Below are 17950 nucleotides of genomic sequence, written 5' to 3'. Positions count from 1 at the left end.
TCTGAACCCTTGACCTGCCTGTTGAATTTCTTTGGAGAACCGATGCAAGACTACAAATGGCTGAACGAGTATTGCCTGAATCGATTCGGCTCCGCCAAAGCACTGGAAGCCCACCTGCCGACCCCGAAGACACCGAAACAACTGCAAGCCATCAGCGCCGACCGCTATCTGTCGACCATGGCCCTGCGCGTGTTTCGCGCAGGCCTGAAACACAGCCTGGTGGACTCTAAATGGCCAGCGTTCGAGGAAGTCTTCTTCCGCTTCGACCCGGAAAAAGTCGTGCTGATGGGGGCTGATCACCTGGAGCGGCTGATGCAGGACGCGCGCATCATCCGCCACCTGGGCAAACTCAAGAGCGTGCCGCGCAATGCGCAACTGATTCTGGACATCGAACAGGAACACGGCAGTTTCGGCAAATTCATCGCCGAGTGGCCGGTCGATAACATCACTGGCTTGTGGCAGTACATTGCCAAACACGGCAACCAGATGGGCGGACTGTCAGCGCCACGCTTTCTGCGCATGATCGGCAAGGACACGTTCATTCCGACCTGGGACGTGGTGGCCGCGCTGAACGCGCAGGATATTGTTGACCGCGTGCCTACCAGCAAACGCGATCAGGCAATTGTGCAGGACGTGTTCAACCAATGGCACGCAGAAAGCGGTCGGCCGATGTGCCAGCTGTCAGCCATGCTGGCGTTCACCGTCAACCACTGAGCACCCTCAGATATTCACCACATTGACGAACCGCGACGCAGCGGTTTCGTCGATGCGCAGGTTGCTGAAGTCGAACAGGTTGCGGTCAGCCAGTTGCGAGGGCTGTACGTTCTGCAGGGCGCGGAAGATGCTTTCCGTACGACCCGGTGTCTTGCGCTCCCAGTCGATCAACATGTCCTTGACCACCTGACGTTGCAGGTTCTCCTGAGAGCCGCAGAGGTTGCACGGGATGATCGGAAACTGTTTAAGGTCCGAATAGGCCTGAATGTCCTTTTCATGGCAATACGCCAATGGACGAATCACCACGTTACGGCCATCGTCGGCACGCAGTTTGGGTGGCATGGCCTTGAGCGAGCCGTTGAAAAACATATTGAGGAAGAACGTCTCGACGATATCGTCTCGATGATGCCCCAGTGCCATCTTGGTAGCACCTATTTCATCAGCGAAGGTATACAGCGTGCCACGACGCAGCCGTGAACACAGCGAACAGGTCGTCTTGCCTTCAGGAATCAATTCCTTGACCACTGAATACGTGTCTTTCTCGACGATGTGGTACTCGATACCCAGCTCTTTCAGATACGCAGGCAGCACGTGCTCGGGGAAGCCAGGCTGCTTCTGGTCCATGTTGACGGCCACGATGTCGAATTTGATCGGCGCGACTTTCTGCAAGTGCATCAGCACATCGAGCATGGTGTAACTGTCCTTACCGCCGGACAGGCAGACCATGACCTTGTCACCCTCTTCGATCATGTTGAAGTCGGCAACCGCCTCGCCGGCCAGCCGACGCAGACGTTTCTGCAGTTTGTTCTGATTGACTGAAAGGGTGCCCATTTATGGAAATATCCGCTGACGGTAGCTTGAGAAAAGCCGGGCATTTTACCTATAACCGACCTTTGGTTAAATATGCTGCGCGCGTGCTGTTCAGGCTGGCAATCGCCCTTGATCAAAAACGACCACCGGGCGGCCAGCATTTTCAGAGCGTAGCCACATTGCGGCATACTTGGCGCACTGGAGAATCCTAAAGCATGCCCGACCAACTCAATTCACGCGTTGAAACCTGTTACCAACAAGCCGAAACCTTCTTCAAGCGCACCTTCAAACGCCCAGTGGTCAGTTTCCAGTTGCGCGGCCAGAAGGCTGGTGTCGCTCACCTGCACGAAAACCTGCTGCGCTTCAATCCGCAGCTCTACAAGGAAAACGCCGAAGACTTCCTGCGCCAGACAGTGCCGCACGAAGTCGCGCACCTGATTGCCCACCAGCTGTTTGGCGGCAGCATCCAGCCACATGGCGAAGAATGGCAACTGATCATGCGCGGCGTCTATGAACTGCCACCCAACCGCTGCCACACCTACGCCGTCAAGCGACGCAGCGTGATCCGTTACATCTACCGCTGCCCTTGCCCGGACAGCGACTTTCCGTTCACTGCCCAGCGTCATAGCATGGTTCGCAAGGGCCGGCGCTACCTGTGCCGCCGCTGCCGCGAGCCGTTGGTGTTCAGCGGCGAGACGCGCACGGAATAACCCCCGCGCAAACGACGAGCATAAAAAAACCCATCCGAAGATGGGTTTTTTATGGCCTGACGGTTAATCAGACGGTTTTGGTGGTATTCACCGCATTGGCCGGAGCCGGGCCTTCGGCAACGCCGAGGTCGTCTTCAGGACGGGTTTCCAGGATGGCACTGCCACCGGAAGCCAGCTCGGATTGCAGCTTGTCGGTGTCCAGCTCGCCGACCCACTTGGCAACCACAACGGTGGCAACAGCGTTACCGACCAGGTTGGTCAGGGCGCGGGCTTCGGACATGAAGCGGTCGATACCCAGAATCAGCGCCAGACCGGCAACCGGCAGGTGGCCGACAGCCGACAGGGTTGCAGCCAGAACGATGAAGCCGCTACCGGTTACGCCAGCAGCACCCTTGGAGGACAGCAGCAACACCAGCAACAAAGTGATCTGGTGGGTGATGTCCATGTGCGTGTTGGTCGCCTGAGCGATGAACACGGCAGCCATGGTCAGGTAGATCGACGTACCGTCGAGGTTGAACGAGTAACCCGTCGGGATAACCAGACCCACGACAGATTTTTTGGCGCCCAGACGCTCCATCTTGATCAGCATGCGTGGCAGGGCCGATTCCGACGAGGAAGTACCCAGTACGATCAACAGCTCTTCACGGATGTAGCGAACCAGCTTGAAGATGCTGAAACCGTGAGCGCGGCAGATGGCACCCAGCACTAGCACCACGAACAGCGCGCAGGTGATGTAGAAGCAGATCATCAACTGACCCAACTGCACCAGCGAGCTTACGCCGTAGGCACCGATGGTGAAGGCCATGGCACCAAACGCACCGATGGGTGCCAGCTTCATGATCATGTTGATGATGTTGAACATCACGTGGGCGAAGCGATCGATGAAGTCCAGAACCGGCTTGCCGTACGAACCCAGACGATGCAGGGCGAAGCCGAAGATCACCGAGAACATCAGGACTTGCAGGATATCGCCGTTGGCAAACGCGCCGACGATGGTGTTCGGAATCACGTTGAGGATGAAGCCGACGATGCTCTGATCCTGACCGGCAGTCACATAAGCCGCGATCTTGGATGCGTCGAGCGTGCTGACGTCGATGTTCATGCCAGCACCCGGCTGAACCACGTTGACCACGATCAGACCGATCAGCAGAGCGATGGTCGAAACGATCTCGAAGTACAGCAGCGCATAACCGCCGGTCTTGCCGACCGACTTCATGTTCTGCATGCCGGCGATGCCGCTCACGACGGTACAGAAGATGATCGGCGCGATAACCATCTTGATCAGTTTGATAAACCCGTCACCCAGTGGCTTTAGAGCCTTGCCGGTGTCCGGGTAGAAGTGACCGATCAGGATACCGATGACAATCGCAACGATTACCTGAAAATAGAGGGATTTGTAGATGGGCTGACGAGTCGTCATTGCAGTTTTCCTCAAGGGCGTCGTCGGCATCTTCACCTGATGCACGCGAGCCTATAAAGCGCTAACCCTCCTGCACTGGAGGGATTTGTTTTGTCGAGCTGCGCAAGGCAGGCCTCTGCCATGTAGATAGCAATAGGCGTGCCATAGAATCAAATAGCCATCAAAACCCCGCATTACAAGGCGCAGACGGGTAACGGTAGACGCAATCCGAAAAAGACGTGGCGGTTTTCCGCCGTATGGTGGGAAAAATGGGCACACAGTGGCGGGTATCCGCCGTCTTTCTGTGGTGACAGGAGTGCTCGGTGACGCGCAGAGGTGTGACGCAGAGCGTCACGCACGGCATTGCCACGCTGGAGCGTGAGGAACGACAGGTGTGATAACACTATCGTGCCAATGCTCCGCGTCGGCATGCCGTTCTGGACGCTCTGCGTCCGCTCTTGAAACTGGACGAACACACCCTCACTGCGCCAGGAAATGAATCCTGAACGCCGCGCCGCCCAGCGGGGAATCGCCCAGGGTCAGTTGTGCGCCGTAGCTTTCGATGATGTCCTTGACCACCGCCAGACCAATGCCTTGCCCAGGGTTCTGGCGGTCCAGGCGTTCGCCACGCTCGAGAATGCGCGCGCGCTGGCTCTGCGGAACGCCGGGGCCGTCGTCTTCGACGCACAGTTCATCGCCGTCCGCTGAGCGGGTAAAGCTCACGCGTACTTCGCTCAGGCATAGCCGATAGGCGTTTTCCAGCAGGTTGCCGAGCATTTCCAGCAACGCGCCCTCTTCCATATGCACCTGACAATGCTCCGGCAGGTCCAGCGTGGCCTTGACCTGTTTGTCGCGATACACCTTGTCGAGTGTGTTGCACAGGCTTTCGACCACAGGCCGCAGCATGACGTGATGGCGCACCAGACCGCTCTTGCGCAGGCTGGCCCGTTGCAGTTGATAGCCAATCTGTTGGCTCATGCGCTCGATCTGCGATTGCAGCACCCACGCCTGCTCGACATCCTCGGGACGCTTGGCGATGTTTTCGCTGACCCCCTGCAAGACCGCCAGCGGTGTTTTAAGGCTGTGGGCCAGGTCATCCAGCGAATCGCGGTAACGAATCCGTTGTTCACGTTCGCTGCGCAGCAGGCGGTTGAGCGAGTCGGTCAGACGCAGCAGTTCGCTGGGATGTTCCTCGCTCAGGCTGTCGCGCACGCCGGCTTCCACCTGATCCAGTTCCTGGCTCAAGCCGCGCAAGGCACGCAACCCCCAGGTCAGGCCCATCCACAGCAACCCGAGCAGCACCGCCAGTGCTGCGCCAAAGCCCAGATAGAGCTTGCGGCGCAAACCGTCGATGGTTTCCTGATAGCCACGCAAGGGCTGCACGGCGACGATACTGAACGCGGCATTGCGCCCGCCGAGCAGCCGGATCTCGACGTCATAGACGAAATACTCATCGCCATTGATTTCCTTGATCTTGGTGAACTCGCTGCCCTGCCCGTCATACTGCGGGCGGTAGTCGATGTTCTCGCCTTCGGTGGACAGTGAGCGCCAGACCATCTGTCCCTGGCGGTTATAGATGTAGCCCAGCAGACGACTGCCCGGCAGGTTGAACTGTTCGCCCGGTAGCACAGACGGCATCAATAGATGACCGTCTTCGACGCGCGCCGCCGAAATCATGGTGGTCACGTCGGAAGCCAGGCGTTGCTCTATCGCCCCACGCAGCGCCAGGCTGAACGCCCCCTGCAAAGCAGGCAGCATCAGCAACATGAAGATCACCGCCAGAGTGGCGGCACCCAACATCAGGCGCAGGCGAAGCGAACGAATCACGTACAGCGCTCATTGAACAGGTAGCCCATGCCGCGCACGGTTTCGATAGGTTTGAACGCCACGTTGCTGTCCAGCTTGCGCCGCAGGCGGCCGACCAGCACTTCGATCACGTTTGGGTCGCGCTCGTCGTCATCAGGATACAGCTGCTCCATCAGGCGCTCTTTGGGCACCACTTGCTGGTGATGGAGCATCAGGTATTCAAGGATGCGGTATTCGTAGGCGGTCAGCGCCAGCGGTTGTTCAGCCAGCGCGGCGTGCTTGCGATTGAGGTCCAGCAGCAGCGGGCCAGCCGTGATGGTGGACTGAATGAAGCCGCTGGAACGCCGCAACAAGGCGTTGAGCCGCGCTTCCAGCTCTTCGAACTGGAAGGGTTTGACCACGTAGTCGTCAGCGCCGGCCGCCAGCCCTTCGACCTTGTCCTGCCAATTGCCGCGCGCGGTCAGGATCAGAATAGGAAACGCCTTGCCCACGGTGCGCAACTGCCGAATCAGGTCCAGCCCACCGATGCCCGGCAAGCCCAGATCGATCACGGCCAGGTCGTGATTGAATTGCGTGACCTGATACAACGCTTCCTCAGCGTTGGCCACCGCTTCCACCACATGTCCCGCTTCGGTCAGACGGGTTCGCAAGTGATGGCGCAGCAGCGCTTCATCCTCAACTACCAACAACTTCATGCAGCTCTCCCAGGCACAATCGCAGCCTCAAGACAAAGAATGAAACGACATCGTCGCATCAGTACTCAACAGGCGGGCGCTGACGGGCACGTGTTGTGTCACATCATAGCTGCCCAGCAGGATTTCGCGGCTGACAGGCACACCATTGTGAGTCCCTGTCAGGGTGCCGTAAACCGGCGGTGAATAAAGTGTGCCCACAGAAACATTGGTATGTGCCTGTTCCCCGAGCGCATGCCCCCAGCTGTTGGCGTCATCAAGCCTTTCGCTGGTCTTGCCGAACTCGATACGAGCCACGTCAAGCCGACCATCGCCCGCCTGCGCTGCGGCGCTGCCACCCAGAAAAGCCAAGGCCAGGAAAAACTTGTTGAGATTCAACATATCGACTCCTTTTGCGCTCGGGGACGCTGTCAAGGTACGGCCCAACAGTAATCGCGCCGGGCTGAACCCCGACTGAACACGCCATGAACCGGCGCTGAACAGTCATCTACACCGGATGCAGCGGAATCGGCTATGGTTGTTTGCGACCTCAAACTATCAAAAGGAGCTGACCATGCGTGTGTGGATTGCAATGATCATGATGGGCCTGACCGGACTCGCTCAGGCAGCGATCAAGACCGAGCAGATCGATTACAAGAGTGCCGACGGAACCAAACTGGTGGGTTACTACGCTTACGACGACGCGGTAAAAGGTCCACGCCCCGGTGTTCTGGTGGTTCACGAGTGGTGGGGCCTGAACGACTACGCCAAGCGCCGCGCCCGCGACCTGGCTGCCCTGGGCTACAGCGCCATGGCTATCGACATGTACGGCGAAGGCAAGAACACCGAGCACCCGAAGGACGCGATGGCATTCATGCAGGCTGCGCTGAAGGACAGCGATGCGGCTGACAAGCGCTTTGATGCCGGGCTGGAGCAATTGAAGAAGCAACCTCAGACCGACCCGAAAAAAATTGCAGCGATCGGTTACTGCTTCGGCGGCAAGATCGTGCTGGACGCGGCGCGGCGCGGCGAACCGTTGCTGGGCGTAGTGAGCTTCCACGGCGCACTGGTCACCAATACCCCGGCCAAACCAGGCATCAAAGTGCCGATGCTGGTCGAGCACGGCGCCAAGGACAGCATGGTCACCGCTGAAAACGTTGCGGCGTTCAAAAAGGAAATGGACGACGCCAAGGCAGACTACAAATTCGTCAGCATCGACGGTGCCAAACACGGCTTCACCAACCCCGACGCCGACCGCCTGAGCCACGGCGACCACGGCGGCCCGGACATCGGCTACAACAAGGCTGCCGACCAGAGCTCATGGTCAGACATGCAGGTGTTCTTCAAGAAGATATTTGGTTGACTAGCAGATGCTCCTTCTGCACGGAGCGTCGCACGATAGTTGCGATCATCGTTCCCACGCTCCAGCGTGGGAATGCAGGTCTCGACGCTCTGCGTCGTCAAGAGGACGCGGAGCGTCCGGAAAGGCATGCGACGCAGAGCGTCGCACGATAGCTGGATTCTCGTTCCGCACGCTCTGCGTCGCATCAATTCGCTAATACCAGCGCTGAATATCGATCAAACCGCGCTGCCCCTCATAATCGCGAGCGCTGGAGTATCTCCAGTGCTCACCGATGTCCACATAGCCTCTCTTTACCGGGTTGTGGTGAATGTAATCGAGCTTTTGACGCATCACTGCTTCATTCCAGACAAGCTCGGCATGAGACCCTTCCTGCCAGACCTGATAAACCCTGTCGGTCTTGTGCATGGGTTTGACAAAGCGCAGACGCTGAAGCGCGCTCTGGGCATTCGCTTTCTCGAGGACGTGGATTATCTGCCGGGCAGTGAAAGACTTGAAACTGTTCACACATTTATCTAGCTCGGGGGCTTGGGCCACGAAGTGCAGATGGTTTTCCAGGACGACATACCCGAAGAGCTGCAGTCCTTGATGAGCCTGTTGATAGCGCCATGCGTTCAACAGAACGTCCACCAGAGCAGGCCGGGTAAAAAGCGGCAACCACTCCACCACCGTACAGGTCAGAAAGTGGGGTTTTTCACGTTCGGCGATGGTGTACCGGCTTCGGCCCATGAGTTCGTCCTTGAATCATCAGAGGCCCGAACGGTACATCCCGACTGAGTGGGTGGAAATGATGAAAGTGTGACCAGCTTTTTGCTCTACCTGGCAAAGAGGACGCAGAGCGTCCAGAACGGCATTCGACGCGGAGCGACGCACGATAGTTGAGATTCTCGTTCCCACGCTCCAGCGTGGGAATGCAGGTCGCGACGCTCTGCGTCGCCAAGAGGACGCGGAGCGTCCGGAACGGCATGCGACGCGGAGCGTCGCACGATAGTTGGATTCTCGTTCCGCACGCTCCAGCGTGGGAATGCAGATCTCGACGCTCTGCGTCGTCAAGAGGACGCGGAGCGTCCGGAAACGCATGCGACGCGGAGCGACGCACGATAGTGGGATTCTCGTTCCCACGCTCCAGCGTGGTAATACAGGTCGCGACGCCCAGCGTCGTCAAGAGGACGCGGAGCGTCCGGAACGGCATGCGACGCAGAGCGACGCACGATAGTTGAAATTCTCGTTCCCACGCTCCAGCGTGGTAATGCAGGTCGCGACGCCCAGCGTCGTCAAGAGGACGCGGAGCGTCCGGAACGGCATGCGACGCGGAGCGACGCACGATAGTGGGATTCTCGTTCCCACGCTCCAGCGTGGGAATGCAGGTCGCGACGCTCTGCGTCGTCAAGAAGGGCGCGGATAGTTACCAGTGCCCTTCCCTCAAACCCGTTCCCCCGGCAAAATGCCGCCCATGACTCAATTACCCGACCTTCCCGTCTGCTGTCCCGAACTCGTTCAGCACTGGCCGTTGCCGCATGCGCTGCCGGGCGCGATGCTGGTCAGTGGGCGGTTTGATCCGCACACGCTGATCGACGGCGATTTTCAGCGCTGTGCGGTGCAGATGCCTGCGAGCATTCAGCGCTCAGTCGCCAAGCGTCAGGCCGAATTTCTCGCCGGTCGTCTCTGCGCCCGCGAAGCCATGCGTCAGCTGGATGGCCGCTTACATGTTCCGGTGGTGGGGGAAGACCGCGCGCCAATCTGGCCCGCTGATGTCTGTGGCTCGATCACCCACAGCACCGGCTGGGCCGCCGCTGTGGTGGCGCACAAGCGACAATGGCGCGGGCTAGGGCTGGACACGGAGAACCTGCTGAGCCATGAGCGTGCCTCGCGACTGGCCGGGGAAATTCTGACGGCTGCCGAGCTGGCCGACATGGCAGCAGGCCCGCAGGATCAGATCGCGTTGCGCGTGACCCTGACCTTTTCGATCAAGGAAGCGCTGTTCAAGGCGCTCTATCCCATCGTGCAAAAGCGCTTCTATTTTGAAGACGCGCAACTGCTTGAATGGTCCGCCGACGGCAGCGCCCGCTTGCGCCTGCTCATCGATCTGTCCAGTGAATGGCACGCAGGCAAGGAACTCGACGGCCAGTTCAGTGTGCTGGGTGATCATCTGTTGAGTCTGGTCGCAGTCGAAGGCTGATCAGCCGGGCAGCGGACAATGCTCGCAACGCCCGACCCACTCCACACGATGACTCAGGCAGCACACACGCCGTTGCCTGCGCGGTTCACCACCCTGCGCCTGCGGAACGTAACGCACCGCCTGAAACAGAGGATTGGCCCGCCCATCCGGCCTTTTCCTCTCTCTCAACAGCGCCAGCCCTGGCGCCAATGACACAGTGCTGCACGTGGCCAGTTGCACAAGACAGCCTTCCAGATAATCCCCGGCGCTGCTCCACAACACCGCGCAGGGCAGCCCGCCATAGGCGCTCAATGCGGCAATAAAGGGCTGCAGATTGTCATCAAGCAATCCGGCAAACTGTTGAAACGGATCAGCCGGAATGCCCCGCCAGGCCTCTCCCTCCCCCGCCAACCGAACACCATTCGGCAGGCCACGTTCATCCACTGCCAGTGCGACCTGCCCAAGCGCCAACGGCCAATGCCAGCCATGCACCAGACTGGCAACCAGCACCGGCGGAACAATCTGCATGAAGTAAAACTTGGCCCACTGCGACACCAGCACCGGCAATTGGCTGGGCATCAACTGCGGCCCGTAAATGCTCAGCAGTAACTGATCAAGCCGCTCGGTTTGCAGCAGATCAGACAACGCCACTACAGGGCGCGAATCAGGGCGCGAATCATCTGCCGCCAGCAACGTCTGCCCGAAGCGCTCAAGCGGACCACTGAACAGCTGAGCACTCAACGCGGCACCTGCGTACGCGGCCAGGACAGGCTGAAACACGCGCCACCCAGGCTGACACTATGGCCAATCAGCGCGCGACCTTCGTGCCAATGGATGATCCGCCGCACAATCGAAAGGCCCAGCCCATGCCCGCCTGACGCTCGGGTGCGGCTGTCATCGATACGCATGAACGGCGTGAAAATCTGCTCCCACGCCTCTTCCGGAACACCGGGACCGTCGTCGTCCACATCAATACGGCACTGCTGCGCCTCCAGTCGGTAACTGATACGCACCTCGTTTTCCGCATGGCGCATCGCGTTGCTCACCAGATTCTGTACCGCACGATGCAGATAACGCGGTTCTGCCTCGACCCAGGCGGCTTCGCCCTCTTCAGAGGTCAAACATTCGCCCCGTGAAACCCGCACATCGGCGCGCAAGGGTGCCAGTTCGGCGATCACCTGATCGATCAGCGCATCCAGATCGACACGCTGGAAGTTCAGGGTCGGCGCGCCTTGCTCAAGGCGCGCGTAAGTGAGCATTTCATCGACCAGTTTGTCGAGGTCCTGAATATCGCTGTCCATGCCGCGCATGTATTTGCGTCGCGCCTCGGGAGTGGTGGCGTCGCTGACCATCTCCAGACCGAAACGCAAGCGTGCAACCGGCGTGCGTAGCTCGTGAGACACCGCACGCACCAGCTCGCGCTGGATCATCAACGAGCGCTGCAGATGCTCGGCCATGCTGTTGAACGCTGCCGCCACACGCCCCACCGAGTCGGAACCCTCGGTCGGCACGCGGGTTTGCAAGCTGCCTTGAGCAATCTGCGTTGCCGCCGCTTCCAGCTCCAGCACCCGTCGCTCCAGACGCCGCACCAGCAAATACACTACCAGACCGATGAAACACAGGCCCATCAAGGCGATCACCAGTAGCCAGTGCAGCGGATAAGGGTTCATCTGATACAGCGGGCCGATTTCCAGCACCCAGTTGGTGTCGACGATTCCGGCCAGCACGCGGATCGAGTCGCCGCCCTTGCCCAGCGCCATCACCGTGTCGCCTTCATAGATGCGGCGGCGCTGGTCATCGTCCAGGTCAGCCTGGTCCAGCGCCAGTAGATGCAAGTCGAAACCAAAGCCCTTGTCGATGCGCAGGGCTTGCAGGCGCGCCGGTTGCTCATCGACCGGAAAGCGCACCAGCTCGTCGATCAGCAGGTAAATAGTGGCTCGCGCCAGTTGCTCGGTGATCTGCTGCACCTCGCCGCTCAGCAGCAGCGGCTCCTTGTCGTTCAACTGACGATAGACCCTGGCGGCGTGCGGGCCGATCTGCTCGACCACCACCTGCCCACGCGCCAGACGACCGCGCGCGCCGCTGTCCAGTCCAGCCTGCTCGATGCTTTGCAGGCTGAGGGGAATCCCCAGCAAGCGCTCCCAGATCGCCAGGGCGCGGCGGCGCTCGATGTCGTTGAGCGGCACAAGGTTATCGGCCATCACCGTAAAGGTGCCGTGGGCCAGACGTTCGCGGTATTGCTCGCCGCGCGACTGATTGAGCACGTGCAGGGCGAACACGCCAAGCAGCGCGACCAGCACCAGTACGCCGAGCATGCCGCCGTAGATCCGCAGAAAGATCGAGTTCATAAGGTCAGCCGCTGAACACGTGGCCGCTCATGTCCTGCGCCGCTTCGGGCACAAACAGATAGCCCTTGCTGCGCACGGTCTTGATCAGACGCGGGTGGATGGGGTCGTCGCCGATTTTCGGGCGGATGCGCGAGATACGCACGTCGATAGAGCGATCCTGCCCGTCATAACCTACACCGCGCAGCGCAGTGAAGATTTCCTCGCGGGACAGCGTGCGCCCGGCGTTGGCCACCAGCAGCCACAGCAGGTCGAATTCGGCGCCGGTCAGTTCGATGCTCTGCTCGCGCAGCCAGGCCTCGCGCAGGGCGTTGTCCACCACCAACGGGCCGAACACCAACCGCCGCAGCTCTGCAGCAGGCACCTGCGGCGCTTCACTGCGGCGCAGCAAGGCATGAATACGCGCCAGCAGCACGCGCGGATGCACCGGTTTGCAGACGAAATCGTCAGCCCCGGTATCGAGCCCCTGAATATGATCGGTGTCATCAGTGCGCGCGGTGAGCATCAGAATCGGCCCGTCGTAACGGTCACGTACCGAGCGACAGATACTGAAACCGTCCTCACCGGGCAGCATCAGGTCGAGAATCACCAGATCCGGCTGTTCGGCAATGATTCGCGCCGCCGCCAGCGCGCCATTGCCCTCAATGCTCACGCGCAGGCCGTTGTTGTGCAGGTAATCGCTGGTCAGCTCGGCCAGTCGCTGGTCATCTTCGACAATCAGTACATGCCAGGTGTGTGGCTCCAAAGCAATCTCCCCTTGTTGTGATTGACCCATTGTTGTTATTCAAAACAAGGGTTGCGGCACCGCGTCGCAGGCGAGTGTAGCAACCGCCGCCCACCTCGCACGACACCCGGCGCGGCTTAGCACATCACATGCCAGACAGGTCTTGCAGCAGCGTTTTTTTGTGATAGGGTTCGCGCCCTCAAAAATCAGCAACCTGTCGCCAGCACCTACAGAAATCGGTGACAAACGGTCACGATCCAGTAGTTATGCGGCCTACACGCATGGTGTGCGATTCATACACAAACTACACACACTTTATCCACAGGCGGTGCGTTGCAATTCATGTCCAAAACGCATTATCTTGTAGCCCGGCGACGAGACACACCCTACATGTGGGGTTTTTCGCAAAAACACCAGCACAACTCAAATGGGAAATTCAAGCATTTTTGTTGCGTCTGAGGGGTTGAACTTCAAGCCGGTTTAGGCACCCAAACCGCTCGCGCTTGAGCCAGAGCCATCCCGTATACGTTTTGCAACATCGAACACGCATTCTTCATCAGATTTTCAAAGGATCGGGCACAGCCCGGTCCTTTTTGGCTTCAAAACCTGGAAGCGGCTGCACCTCCCGCTTCCACCTTCGTTTTGGAGCCCTTGAGTCGCCTTTTGCGACTTACTGCTCGAAACGAAACGGTGGGCAGCAATGCCCGAACAAACTTAAAGGAACGTGGAGTCACACATGCAAACAGACACAACTCGCGAGAACTCGCCGACCGGCGCGCCGCAGGCCAGCCAGACCCCACAGGACCTGTCTGCCACTGCTCCCGGTCAACTGCGCGTGATCAAGCGTAACGGCACTGTCGTTCCTTACACGGATGACAAGATCACCGTTGCCATCACCAAGGCGTTTCTTGCAGTTGAGGGCGGCAACGCTGCCGCCTCGTCGCGCATCCACGACACCGTTGCACGCCTGACCGAACAGGTCAGCGCCACGTTCAAACGGCGCATGCCTTCGGGCGGCACCATCCACATCGAAGAAATCCAGGATCAGGTCGAACTGGCGCTGATGCGTGCCGGCGAGCAGAAAGTGGCTCGCGACTACGTCATCTACCGTGATTCGCGCGCCAAGGAGCGTGCCGTTCGTGCCCCTGAAGATCAGGTCCAGGCTCACCCGTCGATCCGCATCACCCTCGCCGACGGCAGCTTTGCGCCGCTGGACATGGGTCGTCTGAACACCATCGTTACCGAAGCGTGTGAAGGCCTGGCTGAAGTCGACGCCAACCTGATCCAGACCGAAACCCTGAAAAACCTGTATGACGGCGTGGCGCTGAAAGACGTCAACACCGCACTGGTCATGACCGCACGTACCCTGGTCGAGCGTGAGCCGAACTACTCGTTCGTCACCGCCCGCCTGCTGATGGACACCCTGCGCGCCGAAGGCCTGGGTTTCCTCGGTGTCGCCGACAGCGCCACCCACCACGAAATGGCCGACCTGTACGCCAAGGCGCTGCCTGCCTACGTCGCCACCGGTATCAAGTTCGAACTGCTCAACCCTGTACTGGCCGAATTCGACCTCGAAAAACTCGGCAAGGCCATCAACCACGAGCGCGATCAGCAGTTCACCTACCTGGGCCTGCAAACCCTGTACGACCGTTACTTCATCCACAAGGATGGCGTGCGTTTCGAACTGCCGCAGATCTTCTTCATGCGTGTGGCCATGGGCCTGGCAATCGAAGAGAAAGCCCGTGAAGACCGCGCCATCGAGTTCTACAACCTGCTGTCGTCGTTCGACTACATGTCCTCGACCCCGACGCTGTTCAACGCTGGTACCCTGCGTCCACAGCTGTCCAGCTGCTACCTGACCACCGTGCCGGATGACCTGTCGGGCATCTACCACGCGATCCACGATAACGCCATGCTGTCCAAATTCGCAGGCGGCCTGGGCAACGACTGGACGCCGGTTCGTGCGCTGGGCTCGTACATCAAGGGCACCAACGGCAAATCGCAAGGCGTCGTGCCGTTCCTGAAAGTGGTCAACGACACCGCCGTTGCGGTCAACCAGGGCGGCAAGCGCAAGGGCGCTGTCTGTGCCTACCTGGAAACCTGGCACATGGACATCGAAGAGTTCATCGAGCTGCGCAAGAACACCGGTGATGATCGTCGTCGTACCCACGACATGAACACCGCCAACTGGATCCCTGACCTGTTCATGAAGCGCGTCTTCGACGACGGCCCGTGGACCCTGTTCTCGCCATCCGAAGTACCGGACCTGCACGACCTGACCGGCAAGGCCTTCCAGGAGCGTTACGAGTACTACGAAGCGCTGACCGAATACCCGGGCAAGATCAAACTGTTCAAGACCATCCAGGCCAAGGATCTGTGGCGCAAGATGCTCTCGATGCTGTTCGAAACCGGCCACCCATGGCTGACCTTCAAGGACCCGTGCAACCTGCGCAGCCCGCAGCAGCACGTGGGCGTGGTTCACAGCTCGAACCTGTGCACCGAGATCACCCTGAACACCAACAAGGACGAGATCGCGGTCTGCAACCTGGGCTCGATCAACCTGCCGAACCACATCGTCAACGGCAAGCTGGACACCGACAAGCTCAAGCGCACCGTCGATGTAGCAGTGCGCATGCTCGATAACGTTATCGACATCAACTACTACTCCGTGCCGCAGGCCAAGAACTCCAACCTGCGTCACCGTCCGGTCGGCCTGGGCATCATGGGCTTCCAGGATGCGCTGTACCTGCAGCACATCCCGTACGGTTCCGATGCTGCCGTGCAGTTCGCCGACACGTCCATGGAAGCGGTCAGCTACTACGCCATCCAGGCGTCCTGCGACCTGGCCGACGAGCGCGGTGCCTACGAGACGTTCCAGGGTTCGCTGTGGTCCAAAGGCATCCTGCCGCTGGATTCGCAACAGATCCTGATCGAGCAGCGTGGCGAGAAGTACATCGATGTCGACCTGAAGGAAACCCTGGACTGGGCGCCGGTTCGTGCCCGTGTGCAGAAAGGTATCCGTAACTCGAACATCATGGCCATCGCACCGACCGCCACCATCGCCAACATCACTGGCGTGTCGCAGTCGATCGAACCGACCTATCAGAACCTCTACGTGAAATCGAACCTGTCCGGCGAATTCACCGTGATCAACCCGTACCTGGTTCGCGACCTCAAGGCTCGCGACCTGTGGGACTCGGTCATGATCAACGACCTGAAGTACTACGACGGTTCGGTACAACAGATCGAGCGCATCCCGCAGGAGCTCAAGGAGCTTTACGCGACTGCTTTCGAAGTGGACACCAAGTGGATCGTCGACGCGGCAAGCCGTCGTCAAAAGTGGATCGACCAGGCTCAGTCGCTGAACCTGTACATCGCTGGCGCTTCGGGCAAGAAGCTGGACGTGACCTACCGCATGGCCTGGTACCGTGGTCTGAAAACCACTTACTACCTCCGTGCCCTGGCCGCGACCAGCACCGAGAAGTCCACCGTCAACACCGGCAAGCTCAACGCAGTATCGAGCGGCGGCCACGGCCCGGACGACTCGGCGATCACCGCCCCGCGTCCAACCGAAGCAGCACCGGCCGGCCCGGCCCCAGTGCCAAAGGCTTGCGCAATCGACGAGCCGGATTGTGAGGCTTGCCAGTAAGGCAACCGCACCTCGCCCCACAGGATAAACACAACCCTGTGGGAGCGAGAGGTCACCAAGCCTGACGCTGTACCTGTAGGAGCGGACTTGTCCGCAAAGAGGCCAACAAGCCGAATGCTGACTTGTAGACTCCTGTAGGAGCGGACTTGTCCGCGAAGAGGTCGGCAAGGACACACATGCCCTTGCCACCCTCCTCCTCACCCAAAGGCCTAAAAAGCCAAAAATTCATGTTCCTTGCGCGCAACACCTTAAAAGCAAGCAACACCCCCTCTGGATCCAACAGGCCAGTCCACCCGACTGACCCTCAAGCAGGAGAATTACACCATGCTGAGCTGGGACGAATTCGATAAAGAAGACGGCGAAGTAGTCGCCAAAGCGACCAACGCCGGTCACGCCAACGAAGCCAACATGGACCGCCTCGACAGCGCCGGTGGCCTGGCTGCACAAGAAGCCCGCGCCGTTACCGCCGCCGACTCCGCTGCCCTGATCCGCGCCAAGAAAGCGCTGGACGCACTGGACGTTGCTGAAGGCCTGGCCGAACTCGAAGGCGCCAGCGCCCGCGTCGCCGTTGACGAAAAAATGATGATCAACTGCCGCGCCGACCTCAATCAGCTCGTACCTTTCAAGTACGACTGGGCCTGGCAGAAGTACCTGGACGGTTGCGCAAACCACTGGATGCCGCAAGAAGTCAACATGACCGCCGACATCGCCCTCTGGAAAAACCCGGAAGGCCTGACCGACGACGAGCGCCGCATCGTCATGCGTAACCTGGGCTTCTTCTCCACTGCTGACTCGCTGGTTGCCAACAACCTGGTACTGGCCGTGTACCGCCTGATCACCAACCCGGAGTGCCGCCAGTACATCCTGCGCCAGGCCTTCGAAGAGGCGATCCACACCCACGCCTACCAGTACTGCATCGAATCGCTGGCCATGGATGAAGGCGAGATCTTCAACATGTACCACGAGATCCCGTCGGTCGCTAAAAAAGCAGCCTGGGGCCTGAAGTACACCCGTTCGATCTCCGATCCGAAGTTCGAAACCGGCACCGTCGAAACCGACAAAGAGCTGCTGCGCAACCTGATCGCCTACTACTGCGTACTGGAAGGCATCTTCTTCTACTGCGGCTTCACCCAGATCCTCTCCATGGGCCGCCGCAACAAAATGACCGGCGTCGCCGAGCAGTTCCAGTACATCCTGCGCGACGAGTCCATGCACCTGAACTTCGGCATCGACGTGATCAACCAGATCAAAATCGAAAACCCGCACCTGTGGGATGCCGAGATGAAAGAAGAAGCCACGCAGATGATCCTGCAAGGCACCCAGCTGGAAATCGAATACGCCCGCGACACCATGCCCCGCGGCGTGCTGGGCATGAACGCAGCGATGATGGAGGATTACCTGAAGTTTATCGCTAACCGTCGTTTGAGCCAGATTGGCTTGAAGGAAGAGTATCCAGGGACGAGCAACCCGTTCCCTTGGATGAGCGAGATCATGGACCTGAAGAAAGAGAAGAACTTCTTTGAGACTCGGGTTATTGAGTATCAGACTGGTGGGGCGTTGAGCTGGGATTGATTTGCAATCGTCCAGTCCTACACAAAGAAGGT

The 17950-nt window shown here is 59.4% G+C and carries 15 protein-coding genes; 6 read left to right on the top strand and 9 right to left on the bottom strand.

The genetic code is table 11. From position 1 onward, the window contains the following. Positions 1-42 precede the first annotated feature (42 nt). Positions 43-714, top strand: a complete 672-nt coding sequence (locus tag RYC18_RS04385; RefSeq protein WP_004657183.1) for a DNA-3-methyladenine glycosylase I — start codon at positions 43-45, stop codon at positions 712-714. A gap of 6 nt (positions 715-720) precedes the next feature. Here RYC18_RS04385 and ttcA read toward each other — a convergent pair whose 3' ends face one another. Next, a complete protein-coding gene (gene ttcA / locus RYC18_RS04380) occupies positions 721-1545 on the bottom strand; it encodes a tRNA 2-thiocytidine(32) synthetase TtcA (RefSeq protein WP_002554625.1) in 825 nt (274 codons plus the stop codon). Positions 1546-1739: 194 nt separating this feature from the next. On the opposite strand from ttcA, the gene RYC18_RS04375 reads away from it, so the two are divergent. Continuing rightward, positions 1740-2234, top strand: a complete 495-nt coding sequence (locus RYC18_RS04375) for a SprT family zinc-dependent metalloprotease (RefSeq protein ID WP_002554626.1) — start codon at positions 1740-1742, stop codon at positions 2232-2234. A 67-nt stretch (positions 2235-2301) separates the two neighbouring features. On the opposite strand, the gene RYC18_RS04370 is transcribed toward RYC18_RS04375, so the two are convergent. The 4 genes from RYC18_RS04370 to RYC18_RS04355 all read right to left on the bottom strand — a co-directional run bounded on the left by RYC18_RS04370 (position 2302) and on the right by RYC18_RS04355 (position 6512). Continuing rightward, the gene (locus tag RYC18_RS04370; RefSeq protein ID WP_005744748.1) at positions 2302-3654 is read right to left on the bottom strand and encodes a dicarboxylate/amino acid:cation symporter; all 1353 of its coding nucleotides are present in this window, start codon (positions 3652-3654) and stop codon (positions 2302-2304) included. Between the two features lie 459 nt (positions 3655-4113). Then, positions 4114-5460 carry an ATP-binding protein gene (locus RYC18_RS04365; protein WP_004665996.1) on the bottom strand — a complete coding sequence of 449 codons (1347 nt, stop codon included), beginning with the start codon at positions 5458-5460 and terminating at the stop codon, positions 4114-4116. Further along, positions 5457-6134, bottom strand: a complete 678-nt coding sequence (locus RYC18_RS04360; RefSeq protein WP_002554629.1) for a response regulator — start codon at positions 6132-6134, stop codon at positions 5457-5459. The genes RYC18_RS04365 and RYC18_RS04360 overlap by 4 nt, the downstream gene beginning before the upstream one ends. A gap of 27 nt (positions 6135-6161) precedes the next feature. Then, positions 6162-6512 (bottom strand): hypothetical protein, encoded by a 351-nt coding sequence (locus tag RYC18_RS04355; RefSeq protein WP_002554630.1) that lies wholly within the window; start codon positions 6510-6512, stop codon positions 6162-6164. Between the two features lie 172 nt (positions 6513-6684). Here RYC18_RS04355 and RYC18_RS04350 point away from each other — a divergent pair, with 172 nt between their 5' ends. Further along, positions 6685-7473 (top strand): dienelactone hydrolase family protein, encoded by a 789-nt coding sequence (locus tag RYC18_RS04350; protein WP_057404097.1) that lies wholly within the window; start codon positions 6685-6687, stop codon positions 7471-7473. A 192-nt stretch (positions 7474-7665) separates the two neighbouring features. On the opposite strand, the gene RYC18_RS04345 is transcribed toward RYC18_RS04350, so the two are convergent. Beyond that, entirely contained in the window at positions 7666-8199 is a 534-nt protein-coding gene (locus RYC18_RS04345) for an REP-associated tyrosine transposase (RefSeq protein ID WP_316883579.1), read from the bottom strand. 724 nt (positions 8200-8923) lie between these two features. On the opposite strand from RYC18_RS04345, the gene RYC18_RS04340 reads away from it, so the two are divergent. Next, positions 8924-9649, top strand: a complete 726-nt coding sequence (locus tag RYC18_RS04340) for a 4'-phosphopantetheinyl transferase (protein ID WP_316883577.1) — start codon at positions 8924-8926, stop codon at positions 9647-9649. On the opposite strand, the gene fhuF is transcribed toward RYC18_RS04340, so the two are convergent. From fhuF to RYC18_RS04325, 3 genes are read right to left on the bottom strand one after another with little or no spacing between them, the layout of a single operon-like run. Then, the gene (gene fhuF / locus RYC18_RS04335; protein WP_316883576.1) at positions 9650-10408 is read right to left on the bottom strand and encodes a siderophore-iron reductase FhuF; all 759 of its coding nucleotides are present in this window, start codon (positions 10406-10408) and stop codon (positions 9650-9652) included. Continuing rightward, entirely contained in the window at positions 10366-11976 is a 1611-nt protein-coding gene (locus tag RYC18_RS04330) for an ATP-binding protein (protein WP_117139702.1), read from the bottom strand. Before RYC18_RS04330 ends, fhuF begins: the two co-directional genes overlap by 43 nt. 4 nt (positions 11977-11980) lie before the next feature. Beyond that, the gene (locus tag RYC18_RS04325) at positions 11981-12748 is read right to left on the bottom strand and encodes a response regulator transcription factor (protein ID WP_161794678.1); all 768 of its coding nucleotides are present in this window, start codon (positions 12746-12748) and stop codon (positions 11981-11983) included. 685 nt (positions 12749-13433) lie between these two features. On the opposite strand from RYC18_RS04325, the gene RYC18_RS04320 reads away from it, so the two are divergent. After that, entirely contained in the window at positions 13434-16346 is a 2913-nt protein-coding gene (locus RYC18_RS04320) for a ribonucleoside-diphosphate reductase subunit alpha (protein ID WP_002554636.1), read from the top strand. Between the two features lie 324 nt (positions 16347-16670). Then, positions 16671-17918: a ribonucleotide-diphosphate reductase subunit beta gene (locus tag RYC18_RS04315; protein ID WP_316883567.1), complete on the top strand. Its 1248-nt coding sequence runs from the start codon at positions 16671-16673 to the stop codon at positions 17916-17918. The last annotated feature ends 32 nt before the right edge of the window (positions 17919-17950 follow it).

Source organism: Pseudomonas syringae group sp. 247E2, assembly GCF_032587795.1.
GTDB classification, from domain to species: Bacteria; Pseudomonadota; Gammaproteobacteria; order Pseudomonadales; family Pseudomonadaceae; genus Aquipseudomonas; species Aquipseudomonas amygdali.
This window is presented reverse-complemented; position numbering and strand designations above follow the sequence as displayed.